Raw genomic sequence first — 16,195 nt, 5'->3', positions numbered from 1 at the left:
AATCATACGCTCGCATTCGCTTCGCGGCGCACCCCTTGCGTCGAAGCATGTGCGCGGGCGTTTCCCACCCCCTGTCCGCCGCGCCCCGGGCCGCGCTACCCTCGCCCCATGAGCGACTTCTTGGATCACTACGACGTGGCCGTCATCGGCGCGGGCCCCGCAGGAACGGCAGCGGCACTCCGGGCCGCCGAACTCGGCGCGAGCGTCGTCGTCCTCGAGGCGGCGCGAGTCGGCGGCACGTGCGTGAACACCGGCTGCGTTCCGACCCGGGTGCTGGCCAAGACGGCCCGCCTGATCAGGGAGACCCGGAACGCCGACGTGTACGGCGTCGAGGTCGCCGCTCCGACGATCGACTGGACGACCACGGTGGCGCGGGTGCGCGAGCGCGTCGATCGGGTGCGCTCGATCAAACGCGAGGCCGAACGATTCGCCGAGGCGGGCATCCATCTCATTCACGAGGGGCGCGCGCGCTTCGCCGACGACTCGACCCTCGTTCTCGACAGCGGACGCCGCATCACCGCCTCGTCGATCCTCGTCTGCGTCGGCGGCCACTCGAGGCGGCTGCCGATTCCCGGAGCAGAGCTCGCCACCGTTCCCGAGCACGTCCTCGACCTGCCGTCGCTCCCCCGTCGCGTCGCCGTGATCGGAGCGGGCAACACCGGTGCCCAACTGGTCACGGTGTTCAGCTCGTTCGGCTCCGAGGTCACCGTCCTCGACCTCGCGCCACGAGTGCTCATGCCCTCCGATCCGTCGGTCTCCGAGGCCGTGTCCGCCGCCTTCGTCTCGCAGGGAATCGACGTTCGCACCGGAATCGAGGGCGTCGACGGCCTGGCCCGAGCGTCCGACGGGAGCATCACCCTGTCGTGGCGACATGCGGGCGAGGCACATTCGGCCGACTTCGATGCCGTCATCATGGCGACCGGATGGCCGGCAGACGTCGAGGACCTCGGTCTCGAGAAGGCGGGCGTCGAGGTCGTGCGCTCGGCCATCCCCGCCGACGCGTACTTCCGCACGGTCGTGCCGCACATCTTCGCGGTCGGCGACGCGAACGGTCGCGACATGCTCGTGCAGGCCGCGCAGTTCGAGGGCGAGGCCGCGGCCGAGAACGCCGTGCTCGGCGCGAACCGACGCACCCCGCACCACCTGCTTCCGGCCGGCGGATTCACCGACCCTGACTACGCGGGAGTGGGGCTCACCGAGGAACAGGCCCGCGGCCGCGACATCACCTGCGTGGTCGCGACGGTGCAGTTCTCGGCCGTCGACCGCGCGGTCATCGACGACAGGGAGACCGGCTTCTTGAAGCTCATCGCCGACCCTCGACGCGAGCTGATCCTCGGCGCGCACGCTGTGGGCGAGAACGCGATCGAGGTCATCCAATCGGTGACCACGGCGATGGCGGCCGGGGTCGACGTGTCGACGCTGGCCAACGTGCGCTTCGCCTACCCCACCTACAGCGCCGTGATCGGCATGGCAGCGCGGGCGCTGCTGGCCGAGGCCCGGCCCGACATCGCAGCGGGCTGACGGCGTTACGGCGTCGTGCGGCTCAGCGCGACGAGCTCGCCGCGCGTGCGCACGCCGGCCTTGCGCAGCACGTTCGACACGTGGAACTTCACGGTGTTGGCGCTGACGCCCAGCTGCTCGGCGATCGCACGGTTCTGAGCTCCCGACGCCACGAGCTTCAACACCTCCCGCTCGCGGGGTGAGAACGAGACGACGTCGGCGAGGGGCTCGGGTGCGGCAGGGGGATCCAGCGGGAGCGTGATCTCGACCGACGATCCCCATCCGGGCGTCGCGGTCACGTCGAGGCCGCCGTTCAGCGCGGTGACCCGCTCGGCGATGGGCCGCAGCGAGTCGTCGTGCGGCGTGAGCTCGCCCGCCCCATCGTCGCGGATGCCGATGAGCAGGTTCAGGCCGTCGCAGTCCCACTGGATGCGTACCTTGCGACTCTCGCCCGCATCGACAAGGGCCAGCACGGCGCTGCGCACGATCGCGCGGGCCGCGTGCGCGACCTCGCCGGGAAGAGCCCGGCCGGTCGACGGCGGCTCGACGAACTGCACGTCGAGGTCGCCGAAGCGCACGAGCGGCCTCAGATCGCTGCGCAGCCGGGCGAACGCTCCCACCACCGGCTCCAGTTGGGCGCTCCACCGCTCGTCGCTCGCGGTGCGCAGACCCACCAGGGCCGATGCCGCCACCTCGATCGCCATGGCGCGGGATGCGCGGTCGTCGAGCCGCGTCGACCTCAGCACGGCGAGTACCGATTCAAGTGCCACGGCGTGCTGATCGGTCTGCTCGGAGGAGAGACGCGCCTGCTCGGCTCGCCACCGCCTGCTCGACGCAGAGGAGACATCGTCGGAGTGATCGGGATCAGTCATCCGGCCACCCTACCCGGGCCCCGCCGCACCTACCCATCGGTATAGGCAGAACCGGCCGCACGGGCGGGCGCAGCGTGACGCCGACCGGCCGAGACTGGAGTCATGAGTTCAGACGTGCCACGGTTCGACCACTCCCTGCTCTTGATTGCCGACGAGCTGAGATCGGTCGTCGAACGACTCACCTCCGGCGACGACGCTCACGCCGACGTCTCCCCCGCCGATGCACTGGTCGATGAGATCGCCCGGGCCCGCAGGGTCTTCGTGCACGGAGCCGGCCGCTCGGGTCTCGCCCTGCGCATGACCGCCATGCGGCTGATGCACCTCGGCCTCGACGTGCACGTCATCGGAGAGACCACCACGCCGGCGATCACCGAGGGCGACGTGCTGCTCACCGCCAGCGGCTCGGGAACGACCGAGAGCATCGTGCGCGCGGCGCACACCGCGGTCGAGGCGAAGGCCCGCGTCGCTCTCATCACGACCGCCACAGAGTCTCCCCTCGCGGAGCTCGCGTCCGCGACCCTCGTCGTGCCCGCCGCGGCCAAACTCGACAGGTCGATGACGGCATCCGCCCAGTACGCCGGCGGCCTCTTCGAGCAGACGGTCGTGCTGGTCGGCGACGCCCTCTTCCACACCCTGTGGCAGCGCTCGGGCCGCACCGCCGACGAGCTGTGGCCCGGGCACGCGAACCTCGAGTGACCTCGCGCCCCCTTCAGACTTTCCCCTCCCACCCGCAACACGAAGGAACACAATGAAACTGCAGTTCGCCATGGACACCACCACCACCGAAGCCGCCCTCGAGCTGGCCGCCGCGGCCGCGCCGCACGTCGACATCCTCGAGCTCGGCACGCCGCTCATCAAGAGCGCTGGCCTCTCGGCCGTCACGGCCATCAAGGCTGCTCACCCCGACAAGATCGTCTTCGCCGACCTCAAGACGATGGATGCCGGAGAGCTCGAGGCCGACATCGCGTTCGCCGCGGGAGCCGACCTCGTGACCGTGCTGGGCACCGCCGGTGACAGCACCATCGTCGGCGCGGTCAAGGCTGCGAAGAAGCACGGCAAGGGCATCGTCGTCGACCTGATCGGCGTCGCGAACAAGCCCGAGCGCGCGAAGCAGGTCGTCGCCCTGGGCGCCGAGTTCGTCGAGATGCACGCGGGCCTCGACGAGCAGGCCGAGGAGGGCTTCACGTTCTCGACCCTGCTCGACGACGGCAAGGCATCCGGTGTGCCGTTCTCGGTCGCCGGCGGCATCAACGCCTCGACCATCGCCGCGGTTCAGGAGTCGGGCGCCCAGGTCGCCGTCGCCGGAAGCGCGATCTACAGCGCCTCCGACGTGGGAGCCGCCGCTGCCGAGCTGCGCGCCGCCATCGTCTAGGCCTGCTGCTCTATAACGAACGCGGGTGTTCCCGCCTGCCGCGGTGATTGATCCACCGCGCTGGGCGGGAACACCCGCGTTCGTCGCATTCTGTGCTCACGACGCGGCGAGAAACCTGCCGCGCTCTTCGATGAGGCGTCGCAGATAGGGGGCGAGCGCCACCCTCTCGACAATGCGACCCAGAGGCCCGAACGGCGCCGCGAACTCGAGGCGATCGATCATGACCGAGCCCCCTTCTGAAGGCTCGAAACGGTGCTCGTGCCGAAAGGTCGCAAACGGGCCCCGGGTCTGCTCGTCGACGAAACGGTGGGGAGCATCGAATTCGGTCACGGTGCTCGTCAACCTGAAGACGATGCCGAAGTGCCGTGCGCTCCACGTGACGTCTTGCCCCAGACCGATGAGTCCGTCAGTCACCCCGGCCACGGCCTTCTCTCCCGAGGCGGCCTGTGACCGGGTGTGACTGTCGATGCTTCTCGCCAGATCGAACATCTCGCGCTCGGTCTTGGTCGAGCGCGTCACGCACTCGAACGAGACGACCACGCGTCGGACCTAGAAGTCCCAGTCCTCGTCTTCGGTGACAACAGCCTTGCCGATGACGTACGACGAGCCCGAGCCCGAGAAGAAGTCGTGGTTCTCGTCGGCGTTCGGCGAGAGCGCCGACAGGATCGCCGGGTTCACGTCGGTGACCGTCTTCGGGAACATGGCCTCGTAGCCGAGGTTCATGAGCGCCTTGTTGGCGTTGTAGTGCAGGAACTTCTTGACGTCTTCGGTGAGACCGACCTCGTCGTAGAGGTCTTGCGTGTACTGCACCTCGTTGTCGTAGAGCTCGTAGAGCAGCGAGAACGTGTAGTCCTTGATCTCGTCGCGACGCTCCTGGCTCACCGTCTCGAGTCCGCGCTGGAACTTGTAGCCGATGTAGTAACCGTGCACGGCCTCGTCGCGGATGATGAGGCGGATCATGTCTGCCGTGTTCGTGAGCTTGGCGCGGCTCGACCAGTACATGGGCAAGTAGAAGCCCGAGTAGAACAGGAACGACTCGAGCAACGTCGAGGCGACCTTGCGCTTCAGGGGGTCGTCACCGGTGTAGTAGTCCATGACGATCGAGGCCTTCTTCTGAAGGTTCTCGTTCTCGGTCGACCAGCGGAACGCCTCGTCGATGTCTTTCGTGTTCGACAGGGTCGAGAAGATCGACGAGTAGCTCTTGGCGTGAACGCTCTCCATGAACGCGATGTTCGTGTAGACGGCCTCTTCGTGAGGCGTGATCGCGTCGGGGATGAGGCTGACCGCACCCACCGTGCCCTGAATGGTGTCGAGCAGGGTGAGCCCGGTGAACACTCGCATGGTGAGCTGCTGCTCTGCGGGCGTCAACGTGTTCCACGACTGCACGTCGTTCGAGAGCGGGATCTTCTCGGGCAACCAGAAGTTGTTGACGAGTCGGTTCCACACCTCGACGTCTTTGTCGTCCTGGATCTTGTTCCAGTTGATCGCATTGACGTGCGACACGAGCTTGAGCTTCTCGACCATGACCTTATTTTCTTTCGTTGACTGAGCTTGTCGAAGCAGAGGATGCGGCCCGCGCTAGAGAGCGCAGGACACGCAGCCTTCGATCTCGGTGCCCTCGAGGGCCATCTGGCGAAGACGGATGTAGTAGATCGTCTTGATGCCCTTGCGCCATGCGTAGATCTGCGCCTTGTTGATGTCGCGAGTGGTCGCCGTGTCTTTGAAGAACAGCGTCAGCGAGAGGCCCTGGTCGACGTGCTGCGTCGCCGCGGCGTAGGTGTCGATGATCTTCTCGGCGCCGATCTCGTACGAGTCCTGGTAGTACTCCAGGTTGTCGTTCGTCATGAACGGAGCCGGGAAGTACACGCGGCCCAGCTTGCCTTCCTTGCGGATCTCGATCTTCGCCGCGATCGGGTGGATCGATGCGGTGGAGTTGTTGATGTACGAGATCGAGCCGGTGGGCGGCACGGCCTGCAGGTTCTGGTTGTAGATGCCGTGCTCCATGACGGATGCCTTCAGCTGGTCCCAGTCGGCCTGCGTCGGGATGTGCACCCCGGCCGTGTCGAAGAGCTCGCGAACGCGGTCGGTGGCGGGCACCCACTCGGCGTCGGTGTACTTGTCGAAGAACGCGCCTGACGCGTAGGTCGAGTCCTCGAAGCCCTCGAACTTGACGCCGCGCTCGATCGCGATGGCGTTCGAGGCGCGCAGCGCGTGGAACAGCACCGTGTAGAAGTAGATGTTCGTGAAGTCGATGCCCTCGTCGGAGCCGTAGAAGATGCGCTCACGGGCGAGGTAACCGTGCAGGTTCATCTGGCCGAGGCCGATGGCGTGCGACTTGTCGTTGCCGTCTTCGATGGAGCGCACCGACGTGATGTGGCTCATGTCGGAGACCGCGGAGAGCCCGCGGATCGCCGTCTCGACCGTGAGGCCGAAGTCGGGCGCATCCATGGCCAGCGCGATGTTCATCGAGCCGAGGTTGCACGAGATGTCTTTGCCGATCGTGTCGTACGACAGGTCTTCGTTGTACGTGGTCGGGGTGTTGACCTGCAAGATCTCGGAGCACAGGTTCGACATGTTGATGCGGCCCTTGATGGGGTTCGCCGCATTCACGGTGTCTTCGAACATGATGTAGGGGTAACCCGACTCGAACTGGATCTCGGCGATCGTCTGGAAGAAGTCGCGGGCCTTGATCTTGGTCTTCTTGATGCGCGAGTCGTCGACCATCTCGTGGTACTTCTCGCTCACCGAGATGTCGCCGAAGGGCACACCGTAGACACGCTCCACGTCGTAGGGAGAGAAGAGGTACATGTCTTCTCCCTTCTTGGCGAGCTCGAAGGTGATGTCGGGAACCACGACGCCGAGCGAGAGCGTCTTGATGCGGATCTTCTCGTCGGCGTTCTCGCGCTTGGTATCGAGGAAGCGCATGATGTCGGGGTGGTGGGCGTGCAGGTACACGGCACCGGCACCCTGACGGGCACCGAGCTGGTTGGCGTAGCTGAAGGAGTCTTCGAGCAGCTTCATCACGGGGATGATTCCCGAGGACTGGTTCTCGATCTGCTTGATCGGCGCACCCGACTCGCGGATGTTCGACAGCAGCAGCGCGACGCCGCCGCCGCGCTTGGAGAGCTGGAGGCTGGAGTTGATCGCGCGGGAGATGGACTCCATGTTGTCTTCGATGCGCAGCAGGAAGCAGGAGACGAGCTCGCCGCGCTGCGCCTTGCCCGTGTTGAGGAACGTGGGGGTGGCCGGCTGGAAGCGGCCGCCGAGAATCTCGTTGACGAGGTTGATCGCGAGCTGCTCGTTGCCGCCGGCGAGGCCGAGGGCCGTCATCACGACGCGGTCTTCGAAGCGCTCGAGGTAGCGCTTTCCGTCGAACGTCTTCAGCGTGTACGAGGTGTAGTACTTGAACGCGCCGAGGAAGGTGTCGAAGCGGAACTTCTTGGAGTAGGCCAGGTCGTTGAGCTTGGTGATGAACTCGAACGAGTACTGCTCGATGGTCTCGGCCTCGTAGTACTCCTTCTCGATCAGGTAGTCGAGGCGCTCACGCAGCGAGTGGAAGAAGACGGTGTTCTGGTTGACGTGCTGCAGGAAGAACTCGCGCGCCGCCTCTTTGTCTTTGTCGAACTGGATCTCACCGTTCGGCCCGTAGAGGTTCAGCATCGCGTTCAGCGAGTGGTAATCCATCTGCACCTGACCCGGGGTCTCGATGCGGGTGTTCTCTAGTGATGCTGTGGGGACGTCCAAAACGCTTCCAATCCTTCGTGGACGGCGGTGACGTCGTCCGGGGTTCCGAATACTTCGAATCTGTAGAGGTGGGGAACTGCGCACTTGCGGGAGACGATGTCTCCCGCTTTGCAGAAGGCTTCACCGAAGTTGGTGTTGCCGGCGGAGATCACTCCGCGGATGAGGGATCGGTTGTTCTCGACGTTGAGAAACGAGATCACCTGCTTGGGAACCGCCCCGCCCTCGGTGCCCCCACCATAGGTGGGGAGCACGAGGACGTAGGGTTCGGTGGCCATCAGTCTCGGCTGCCACTTGTGCAGTGGGATGCGATCGGCTGGCATCCCGAGCTTCTCGATGAAACGGTGGGTGTTGCCCGACACCGACGAGAAGTAGACCAGGTTCGACAGGGTGGGGATCGTGTCGACCACCGCTGCGAGTGACACGGGGTGACTAGCCGGCGAGACGGGCCAGCTCATCGATCTTGTCGGGGCGGAATCCCGACCAGTGGTCGTTGTCGGTGATGACGACGGGCGCCTGCAGGTAGCCCAGCTCCTTGACGGCGGCCAGGGCCTTCTCGTCGACCGACACGTCAAAGATCTCGTACTCGAGGCCCTTGTTCTCGAGGGCACGGTAGGTGGCCGTGCACTGCACGCAGGAGGGCTTCGTGTAAACCGTGATTGCCATGGAAATGCGCCTTTCAGACGAAGAAGGTGGGTGGACTGTTCTGTATTGGTTTCAGTGCTGGCGAGGTGAATATCGGGCCGTTGGGCCCCGTCACCGTGCCGGGAGTTCAATACTACATATAGGGATGGGTCTCTTCGAGTGCCACTAGATGAAGTGTTACACCCGTGTAATTCTCCACAAGGAGTGCACATGGTTATCAACCGTTTGTCCACAAGAAAAATGCCTGGAATCCACGGTTGATCTCGGCCGTTGTGGATAACTCGGCGTACGAAAAACTTTCCAAAAAAGATGCGGCGTTCAGCGCCCTCGGCGTGTCGCGTCGGATGCCGTCGACCGCGACTTCACAAGGCGACCGATAGCCCACAGAACGACTCCGACACCGAGCAGAACCCCGGCGATCTCGTACTGCTCGACGGGCCTGCCCGACGACCACGGCAGCACCAGGTAGACGCACACGATCACGCCCAGCACGGGCAGTACGGTCGGAGTGGTGAAGTGCTCGTGGTCGACTTTCTCGCGCCGCAGCACGAGCACGCTCACGTTGACCAGAGCGAAGACGGCGAGCAGCAGAAGCGACGTCGTGCCGCCGAGGAGGATGACGAGCGGGTTCTTCGGATCTATCGACACGTAGGCGGTGAGCGCGAGCGCGATGCCCGTGGTGAAGAGGATCGCCGCGAACGGAGTCTGCCGCTTCGTGTGCACCTTCGACAGGAACGAAGGAAGCACACCCCTCTTGCTCATGCCGTAGAGCAGCCTGCTCGCCATCATCATGTTGATCAGGGCACTGTTGCCCACGGCGAACAGCGAGATGAACGGAATCAGCGCCGAGATGGGAAAGTCGGGGGCCGCGGTCTGCACGACGGTGACCAGCGGGGTGTCGTTGCCGGCCAGCTCGCCGACGGGAACCACGGCGACGGCGATGATCGCCACGGTCACATAGACGATCGCCGTGATGGTGAGCCCCGACAGCAGCGCCCTCGGAAAAATACGGCTCGGGTTCTTGACCTCTTCGACCATGTTCACCGAGTCTTCGAATCCGACCATCGCGAAGAACGCCAGCGACGTGGCGGTGCTGATCGCCAGGAAGATGCCCTTGTCTTCCGGGGTGTCGAACGCGACCACTCTCGAGAAGTCGGCGTTGCCGCCGAAAATGGCGAAGCATCCGATGAGGATCACGAGCAGCAGGCCCGACAACTCGACCAGCGTCAGGACCACGTTGAGCCCCACGCTCTCGGCCACGCCCCGCAGATTCACGGCCATGATCAGCACCATGAAGAGCAACGCGACGACCAGCAGGATGCCGGGGTTCGTGCTGTCGAGGCCGAAGCCGGTGGCGAAGTTGCTCGCGAACGCGCCGGATGCGGCCGCGGCCGAGGTGAGCCCCGAGCACATCACGGTGAAGCACACGATGAACGTCACGAAATGGATGCCGAAGGCCTTGTGCACGTAGAGCGCCGCTCCGGCGGCCTGCGGATACTTGCCCACCAGCTCGAGGTAGGAGCATGCGGTCAGCAGGGCCACGCCGAAGGCGACGAGGAAGGGGAGCCAGGCCGCTCCCCCGACCTCGGCCGCCACCTGTCCGGTCAGGGCATAGATGCCGGTGCCGAGGATGTCTCCGACGATGAAGAGGAGGAGGAGCTTCGGGCCCATGACCCGCTTGAGCTCTGACGGCTGCGACTGCGCGGAGTCACTCGCCTTCTCGTCGATCGTCATGATCCACCGCCCCTCTGCCCCCAGCCTGCACCCGAGACAGGGCCGCGGTCTAGCCCCGACGGCGCACAGCTACGCCGAGAGCTCGCCCCGCAGCAGGGCCGCGCCCGCGCCCAGAGCCGCGAGCTTCGCGCGGGCGACGCTTCGAGGCAGGGGCGCCATGCCGCAGTTCGTCGAGGGGTAGAGCTTGTCGGCATCGACGAACTGAAGCGCGCGCTGCAGAGTGCTGGCGACTTCTTCGGGTGTCTCGATGGTGGATGTCGCCACATCGATGGCCCCGACCATCACCTTCTTGCCGCGGATGAGCTCGATGAGATCCATCGGCACGTGGGAGTTGTGACACTCGAGCGAGACGATGTCGATGTCGGAGGCCTGGATCTTGGGGAAGATCCCCTCGTATTCACGCCACTCCGCGCCCAGGGTCTCCTTCCAGTCGGTGTTGGCTTTGATGCCGTAGCCGTAGCAGACGTGCACCGCGGTCTCGCAGGTGAGCCCCTCGATGGCTTTCTCGAGAACCGCGACGCCCCAGTCGTTCACCTCGTCGAAGAAGACGTTGAATGCGGGCTCGTCGAACTGGATGATGTCGACCCCCGCGGCCTGCAACTCCCTGGCCTCCTGATTGAGGATCGTGGCGAACTCCCACGCCAGCTTCTCGCGGCTCTTGTAATGAGCGTCGTAGAGGGTGTCGACCATGGTCATGGGGCCGGGCAGCGCCCACTTGATGGGCTGATCGGTCTGCTCTCGAAGGAATCGAGCGTCGTCGACGAACACCGGCTTGTCGCGGGTGACGGCGCCGACGACGGTCGGAACGGAGGCGTCGTAGCGATCGCGAATCCTCACCGTCTCGCGCTTCTCGAAATCCACTCCGCCGAGGTGCTCGATGAAGGTGGTGACGAAGTGCTGCCGGGTCTGCTCGCCGTCGCTGACGATGTCGATGCCCGACTGCCGCTGGTCCTCCAGCGACAGGCGCAGCGCATCGTGCGTACCCTCCACCAGCTCGTCACCGCTCAGCTTCCACGGAGACCAGAGCGTCTCGGGTTGGGCGAGCCACGAGGGCTTCGGCAGGCTTCCAGCGGTCGTCGTGGGAAGAAGCGTGTTCACGACCGTGCTCCCTTCAGATCGGCGTGATGGCGAGCGGCGTCGGTCGACCAGCTCTCGAGGATGGTCTTGTAGGGCTTCATGAAGTGCTCCTCGGCGAATCGGCCCTGCTCGAGCGCCAGCCGACTGCGCTCCTCTCGGTCGTAGACGATCGCCGTCGTCGAGAAGCTGGGGTTCGTGAGACTCGGCTGATAGCTCGCCCCGGCTGCGGAGTGGGCGTTGTAGATCTCCGGACGGTAGATCTTCTGGAAGGTCTCCATCGTGCTGATCGTCGCCGCCAGTTCGAGGTCGGTGTAGTCGTTCTGCAGATCGCCCAGGTGATAGAAGGCCAGAGGGGCCACGCCGTTCGGCGGCATGAAGAAGCGCACCCCCAAGCCCATCTTCTCGAAGTAGGCGTCGGTCAACGAGTACTCGCTCTGCCGGTATTCGACACCCAGAATCGGATGCTGGTTCTCGGTGCGCGAGTAGGTCTTGCTGCTCGAGACGCTCAGGCAGATGACGGGCGGCTTGCCGAACCGCTCTGCGTAGGCGTCGGAGTGCAGAAAGCTCTTGAACAGATTGCCGTGCAGCTCGCCGAACCCCTGCGGCAGCCCCTCGGCCGAGGGCTTCGCGGCATGGGCGGGCAGCACGATGCTGAAGTCGTAGTCCCTCACGTACGACGAGAAGTTGTTGCCCACGATGCCCTCGACGCGTTCACCGGAGCGGCGGTCGACGACGGTGGTCTGCAGCACCTCGATCAGCGGCACCGCGTCGCGGAGTGCTCCGCCGTCGATATCGACGCTCACAGAGATGATGTCGAGCTCGACCGAGTATCGCCCGCCGTCTTCGTCGTCACCGCGAACGAGTCCGTTGAAGCGATCGTCGATCATCGCGAACGTGCTGCGCAGATTCTGCAGCCGACTCTCTCCGCGTGCGAGGTTGGCGAAGTTGGTCGTGATGCGGGTGGAGGCCAGGGGGCTGTAGTCCTCGTCGAAACGAGTTGTCTCGATCGAGAAGGCGACGTTCGTCATCGACAGGACTCCGTGCCGGAGAGAACGATGTATGCGCCGCTGAGGCGAGCGTTCGTGATGGTGACCATGGCGGTGTGCTCCTCGAATGGGGAAGCCGCGATGGCGCGACTCCACGGATGGCGATGTCGCAGGCGTGTCCCCGATCGGGACGCGAGGCTTCGTTTGCGCACTGCCCTAGCAGGCTACGACAGCGTCGATCGATCGAGCGCAGCATGACCTCACGTTACGTACGGGCCTGCCTCAGCCCTCGATCTGCAGCACGGGAACGTCGACCGGAACGAAGCCCATGACCTGCCCGTAGAACGACAGCTCGGCCTCGGTGGCCGAGATGATGGTGGATGCGCGCCGGAAGCCGTGCGACTCGCCCTCGTAGGCGAGGTACGCGTGCCTCAGGCCCTTCGCCTCGAGCGCGTCTCTGAAGCGCTCGGCCTGCGAGGGAGGAACGATCTCGTCGTCGAGGCCCTGAAGCAGCAGCACCGGGCATGACAGCCCGTCGACGTTGTTCAGCGGCGCTCTCTGCTCGTACAGGTCTGCCGCCTCGGGCAGTGGACCGACCAGCCCGTCGAGGTAGCGCGACTCGAAGTCGTGCGTCTCGGCCGCGAACAGGGTGAGCTCGGCCACCCCGAAGTAGGAGGCGCCGCAGGCGAAGACGTCGGACTGCGTCAGCGAGGCCAGCACTGTCCACCCGCCGGCGGAGCCACCGCGGATCGCCAGGCGGTCGCCGTCGGCGATGCCCGCCTCAGCAAGCCCGCGTACCGCGGCGACCGTGTCGTCGACATCCACGATGCCCCACTGCCCGCGCAGGCGGTCGCGGTACGCGCGCCCGTAGCCGGTGGATCCGCCGTAGTTGATGTCGACGACGCCGATTCCCCGCGACGTGAAGTAGGCGATCGCGGGGTTCACCGCGGGCACGGTGCGACTCGTCGGGCCCCCGTGCACGAAGGCCACGAAGGGCGGCCGCTCGCCATCGGGAGCCGCGAAGTCGGGGTTCGCCGGCTCGTACACGAAGGTGTGCACCGGCCGCTCGTCGGTTCCGAAGGTGCGGGCGACGGCCGTCGGCAGATACGCCGTGTCGGGCAGGTCGTCGACAGTCAGCTTGTTATCAACAGAGAGTCGGATGTCTCGGAGCGCGAGAGTCTGCAGGTCGAGTTCTCGAAGCCCCGACGCCAGAACGGCGCTGCCGCCCGTGACGAGGACGCGATCTCCGCGACGGGCGCCGAACGAGAGGGAGTCGATCTCGAGAGGCAGCTCGGTGAGCTCGCCCGTCGACACATCGAGGATCGCGGCCTGGTCTGTGCCGAAGGTGCGCACCGTGAGCAAGCGGTCGTCATCGAGCACCGAGTACCAGGTCGTGCCCAGCATCCAGAGGGCGCCGCCGAAGTCGAACTCCGCCGCGTGCAGGGGGCGCAACTCGGCGTCTGCGAGCTCGACGAGGTAGAGGTTCCACCAGCCGGTGCGGTCGCTGATGACGAAGAGGGCGTCGTCGCCGCGCCACTCCGGCTGCAGCACCGACTCGGTGGTGCTGCCCGCCAGGGTGCGCCACTCGCGCACGTGCCCGCTCTCGTCGAGGTCGCCGACCCTCAACTCCGTGCCGTCCCACGGCATCTGGGGGTGCTCCCAGGCGATCCAGGCGAGCTTCGTGCCGTCGGGAGAGATGCGCGGCGACGCGACGAAGTGCGAGCCCGCGACGATCGAACGGATGCGCCCGGCGTCGTGCGCCGCGCTGCCGTCGAGCGGTATCGCGACGATGTCGCGGGAGAGGCCGGCCTCGCCGTGCGTCTCGCGAACCGCGATGATCTCGGCGCCGCGCTGCTGCAACTCCGCGAACCGCATTCCGAGCCCCTCGGGCGTCAGCGCGTGCGGAACGGCGTCGACCGTGTCGACATCGAGCCGGTAGACGCGCTGATCGTCGAAGTTCGCGAAGACGAGAACAGCCGGTCCGTCGGCGAGACCGGTCACGGTCCACGCTCCCCCGCCATATTCGTGCACTCGGGTGCGGGCGTTGAAGGGAGCGGGCAGCACGTCGATCGGTTCGCCGTCTGCACCGGCGCGACGAATCGAGAGGCGTCCGCCCTCTGTGGGCCGCAGCTCCTGCCACCAGACCTCGTCGCCGGCGTAGGCTCCGCCTCCGACCGGATGGCCCGAACTCGCGAGGGATTCGGCGCTGATCGGCGAGGTCCAGGTTCCGTACGGGGCGATGCGGGAGTCGGTCATGCGCCCACGCTACAACGGGGTGCTGACAACGAAATCTCCGACAGCCTGATCGCCAGAGGGCGCCGTCGGCAGACCGGCCGCCTCGAGCGCTCGCGCATCCTGTTTCGTCGCGGCCGATCGAGCCGAACGCCTGGCAGCGCGAGCCATCATCCGGTCTACGAGGAGTCCCAGCAGAACGGCCGAGACGGCGGCGATCAGCGCCGAGAGGAGCGGATTGTTCTGGATCCACGTCGAGGCGACGAGCGCGACGACGAACATGTACAGCGACCACGAGACGCCGGCCACGACGCTCAGCGGCACGAACGTGCGACGCGAGAGGCCGACGCTGCCCGCCGTGAGGTTCACCGCGATGCGGCCCACGGGAATGTACCGGCCCGTGATGATGAGGCTCGCCGGCCGCACCCGCAGCTGCGTCGACGCGCCCGCCACCGCCGCGCGCATCGGGCGGCTGCGCATCCATCTGTATCTCGTGGTGCCCACCCGGCGGCCGATCTCGAACACGATGTTGTCGCCGACGATCGCCCCCACCGCCGCGACCAGCACGAGCGGAACGAGCAGCCCCGGCGATCCTGCGACGGCGACGGCCACCGCGGCGACGAGAACGATGTCGCTGGGAACGGGCGGGAAGAACGCGTCGAGCATGCAGACCGCGAAGACGACGACAAGAACCCAGGGCGACGACACGGCTCCCACGAGCAGATTGGTGAGCTGTTCCATGACGCCTTTCGAGATGATGTCGGGGTGTGGCTCCACCCTAGAAAAGGCGAGGGAAGCAGTACATCCACCCGGGGGACCACGCGCGTCGCACCCCGGTCTCATCGTCGACGTTAGGTTATGGCTGCACCGCCGCGTAGGGGTATTCGGTTGAACGTTTCTGGAATTCGAGGATCGCCTCGTTGCGCACGAGGCCTCCCTCGATCTCGATGGCACGCCGGATCGTCTCCGACGCGGCCCACGACGACGATCCCTCCATCACCGTGCGGAGGAAGGGCATCAGCGCCTCGCTGATCTCCCAGGTGGTCGAGTTCCAGAGCAGCGACGGGCTGTGATCGACGGCGTAGTAGTTCGTCGAGTCGCCGACCGTGAACATCGGATCGGCGAACGTCGTGGCTCTCGCCCACTCGAAGCCCATGCCCTCGTCGACCGACACATCGATGATGAGGCTGCCCCCGCGGAACATGCTCAGGTCTTCGGTGCGCAGATACGTGAGCGGCGCATTCGGATCCTGCAGGGTGCAGTTGACCACGATGTCGTTCTCGGCCAAGAAAGGCGCCAGCAGTACCGGCCCGTCGTCTGTGTTGACCGTGCTCTCGAACGGAGCAGAGTCGTTGTGCTCGAACTGGATGATGTCGACCGACGGGATGGGCGATCCCACGGCCGCTATCCCCCGGTTGGTCAGCACCCGCACATCATGGATGCCGTGGGCGTTGAGGGCGGTGACGGCCCCGCGCGCGGTCGCACCGAATCCGATCACCACCGCCGTGAGCCGACGTCCGTAGTCACCCGTCGAGCCGCACAGCTGCAGCGCGTGGATGACGGAGCAGTAGCCGGCGAGTTCGTTGTTCTTGTGGAAGACGTGCAGGCCGAAGCCGCCGTCGGCCTGCCAGTGGTTCATGGCCTCCCACGCGATGAGGGTCAGCCGCTTGTCGATGGCGAGCTGCGTGATCTCCCGATCCTGCACGCAGTGCGGCCACCCCCACAGGACCTGCCCGTCGCGCAGTTCTGCGAGGTCGGAGGCCTGTGGCTTGGGCAGCAGCACCACGTCGGAGCGCTCGATGATCTCTTCGCGTGTCGCCATCGACCCGACCAGCGGTTCGAGTTCGGAGTCGTGGATGCCGAAGCGCAGGCCGTAGCCACGCTCCAGAATCATGTTCGCCCGTACATCGTCGTCGATGCGCTCGAGGTGTGCGGGGTGAAGAGGGAGGCGCCGTTCGTCGGCCTTGCGTGACGTGGCCATCACACCGAGGCGCAGCAGGCCGGGCGTGGATGTCGTTTCGCTCATACCTGACCCT

The 16,195-nt window shown here is 65.8% G+C and carries 15 protein-coding genes; 3 read left to right on the top strand and 12 right to left on the bottom strand.

The window, feature by feature from the left end; translation table 11 throughout:
* Positions 1-108 precede the first annotated feature (108 nt).
* Entirely contained in the window at positions 109-1,521 is a 1,413-nt protein-coding gene (locus ASF79_RS02320; protein ID WP_055851486.1) for a dihydrolipoyl dehydrogenase family protein, read from the top strand.
* A gap of 5 nt (positions 1,522-1,526) precedes the next feature.
* On the opposite strand, the gene ASF79_RS02315 is transcribed toward ASF79_RS02320, so the two are convergent.
* A complete protein-coding gene (locus ASF79_RS02315; RefSeq protein ID WP_055777418.1) occupies positions 1,527-2,372 on the bottom strand; it encodes a helix-turn-helix transcriptional regulator in 846 nt (281 codons plus the stop codon).
* Positions 2,373-2,474: 102 nt separating this feature from the next.
* Here ASF79_RS02315 and hxlB point away from each other — a divergent pair, with 102 nt between their 5' ends.
* Both hxlB and hxlA read left to right on the top strand, forming a co-directional pair.
* A complete protein-coding gene (gene hxlB, locus ASF79_RS02310; RefSeq protein ID WP_055851483.1) occupies positions 2,475-3,068 on the top strand; it encodes a 6-phospho-3-hexuloisomerase in 594 nt (197 codons plus the stop codon).
* A 52-nt stretch (positions 3,069-3,120) separates the two neighbouring features.
* A complete protein-coding gene (hxlA, locus tag ASF79_RS02305; protein ID WP_055776051.1) occupies positions 3,121-3,744 on the top strand; it encodes a 3-hexulose-6-phosphate synthase in 624 nt (207 codons plus the stop codon).
* Positions 3,745-3,840: 96 nt separating this feature from the next.
* Here the strand turns inward: hxlA and ASF79_RS02300 are convergent, their stop codons facing one another.
* From ASF79_RS02300 to ASF79_RS02250, 11 genes are all read right to left on the bottom strand, one after another.
* Positions 3,841-4,284 carry an SRPBCC family protein gene (locus ASF79_RS02300; RefSeq protein ID WP_235500606.1) on the bottom strand — a complete coding sequence of 148 codons (444 nt, stop codon included), beginning with the start codon at positions 4,282-4,284 and terminating at the stop codon, positions 3,841-3,843.
* 9 nt (positions 4,285-4,293) lie between these two features.
* Positions 4,294-5,268 (bottom strand): class 1b ribonucleoside-diphosphate reductase subunit beta, encoded by a 975-nt coding sequence (gene nrdF, locus ASF79_RS02295; RefSeq protein ID WP_055776053.1) that lies wholly within the window; start codon positions 5,266-5,268, stop codon positions 4,294-4,296.
* A 54-nt stretch (positions 5,269-5,322) separates the two neighbouring features.
* Complete coding sequence (gene nrdE, locus ASF79_RS02290) at positions 5,323-7,428, bottom strand: class 1b ribonucleoside-diphosphate reductase subunit alpha (protein WP_055851480.1); 2,106 nt, start codon at positions 7,426-7,428, stop codon at positions 5,323-5,325.
* 35 nt (positions 7,429-7,463) lie between these two features.
* On the bottom strand, positions 7,464-7,874 hold the full coding sequence (gene nrdI / locus ASF79_RS02285; RefSeq protein WP_235500662.1) for a class Ib ribonucleoside-diphosphate reductase assembly flavoprotein NrdI: 411 nt from the start codon (positions 7,872-7,874) through the stop codon (positions 7,464-7,466).
* Positions 7,875-7,917: 43 nt separating this feature from the next.
* A complete protein-coding gene (gene nrdH / locus ASF79_RS02280; RefSeq protein WP_044441583.1) occupies positions 7,918-8,151 on the bottom strand; it encodes a glutaredoxin-like protein NrdH in 234 nt (77 codons plus the stop codon).
* Between the two features lie 297 nt (positions 8,152-8,448).
* The gene (locus ASF79_RS02275) at positions 8,449-9,864 is read right to left on the bottom strand and encodes an APC family permease (RefSeq protein WP_055851475.1); all 1,416 of its coding nucleotides are present in this window, start codon (positions 9,862-9,864) and stop codon (positions 8,449-8,451) included.
* A 69-nt stretch (positions 9,865-9,933) separates the two neighbouring features.
* Complete coding sequence (locus ASF79_RS02270; RefSeq protein WP_055851472.1) at positions 9,934-10,962, bottom strand: methionine synthase; 1,029 nt, start codon at positions 10,960-10,962, stop codon at positions 9,934-9,936.
* The gene (locus ASF79_RS02265) at positions 10,959-11,969 is read right to left on the bottom strand and encodes a putative oxygenase MesX (RefSeq protein ID WP_055851469.1); all 1,011 of its coding nucleotides are present in this window, start codon (positions 11,967-11,969) and stop codon (positions 10,959-10,961) included. The genes ASF79_RS02270 and ASF79_RS02265 overlap by 4 nt, the downstream gene beginning before the upstream one ends.
* 240 nt (positions 11,970-12,209) lie before the next feature.
* Entirely contained in the window at positions 12,210-14,183 is a 1,974-nt protein-coding gene (locus ASF79_RS02260; protein WP_055851466.1) for a S9 family peptidase, read from the bottom strand.
* A 9-nt stretch (positions 14,184-14,192) separates the two neighbouring features.
* Complete coding sequence (locus ASF79_RS02255; protein ID WP_055851464.1) at positions 14,193-14,900, bottom strand: DedA family protein; 708 nt, start codon at positions 14,898-14,900, stop codon at positions 14,193-14,195.
* Positions 14,901-15,015: 115 nt separating this feature from the next.
* Complete coding sequence (locus ASF79_RS02250) at positions 15,016-16,185, bottom strand: N(5)-(carboxyethyl)ornithine synthase (RefSeq protein WP_055851461.1); 1,170 nt, start codon at positions 16,183-16,185, stop codon at positions 15,016-15,018.
* Between the last annotated feature and the right edge of the window lie 10 nt (positions 16,186-16,195).

Source organism: Agreia sp. Leaf335 (assembly GCF_001423605.1).
GTDB lineage: Bacteria > Actinomycetota > Actinomycetes > Actinomycetales > Microbacteriaceae > Agreia.
Note: the sequence above shows the minus strand (reverse complement) of the source record. Positions and strands in the feature narration are given on the sequence as shown.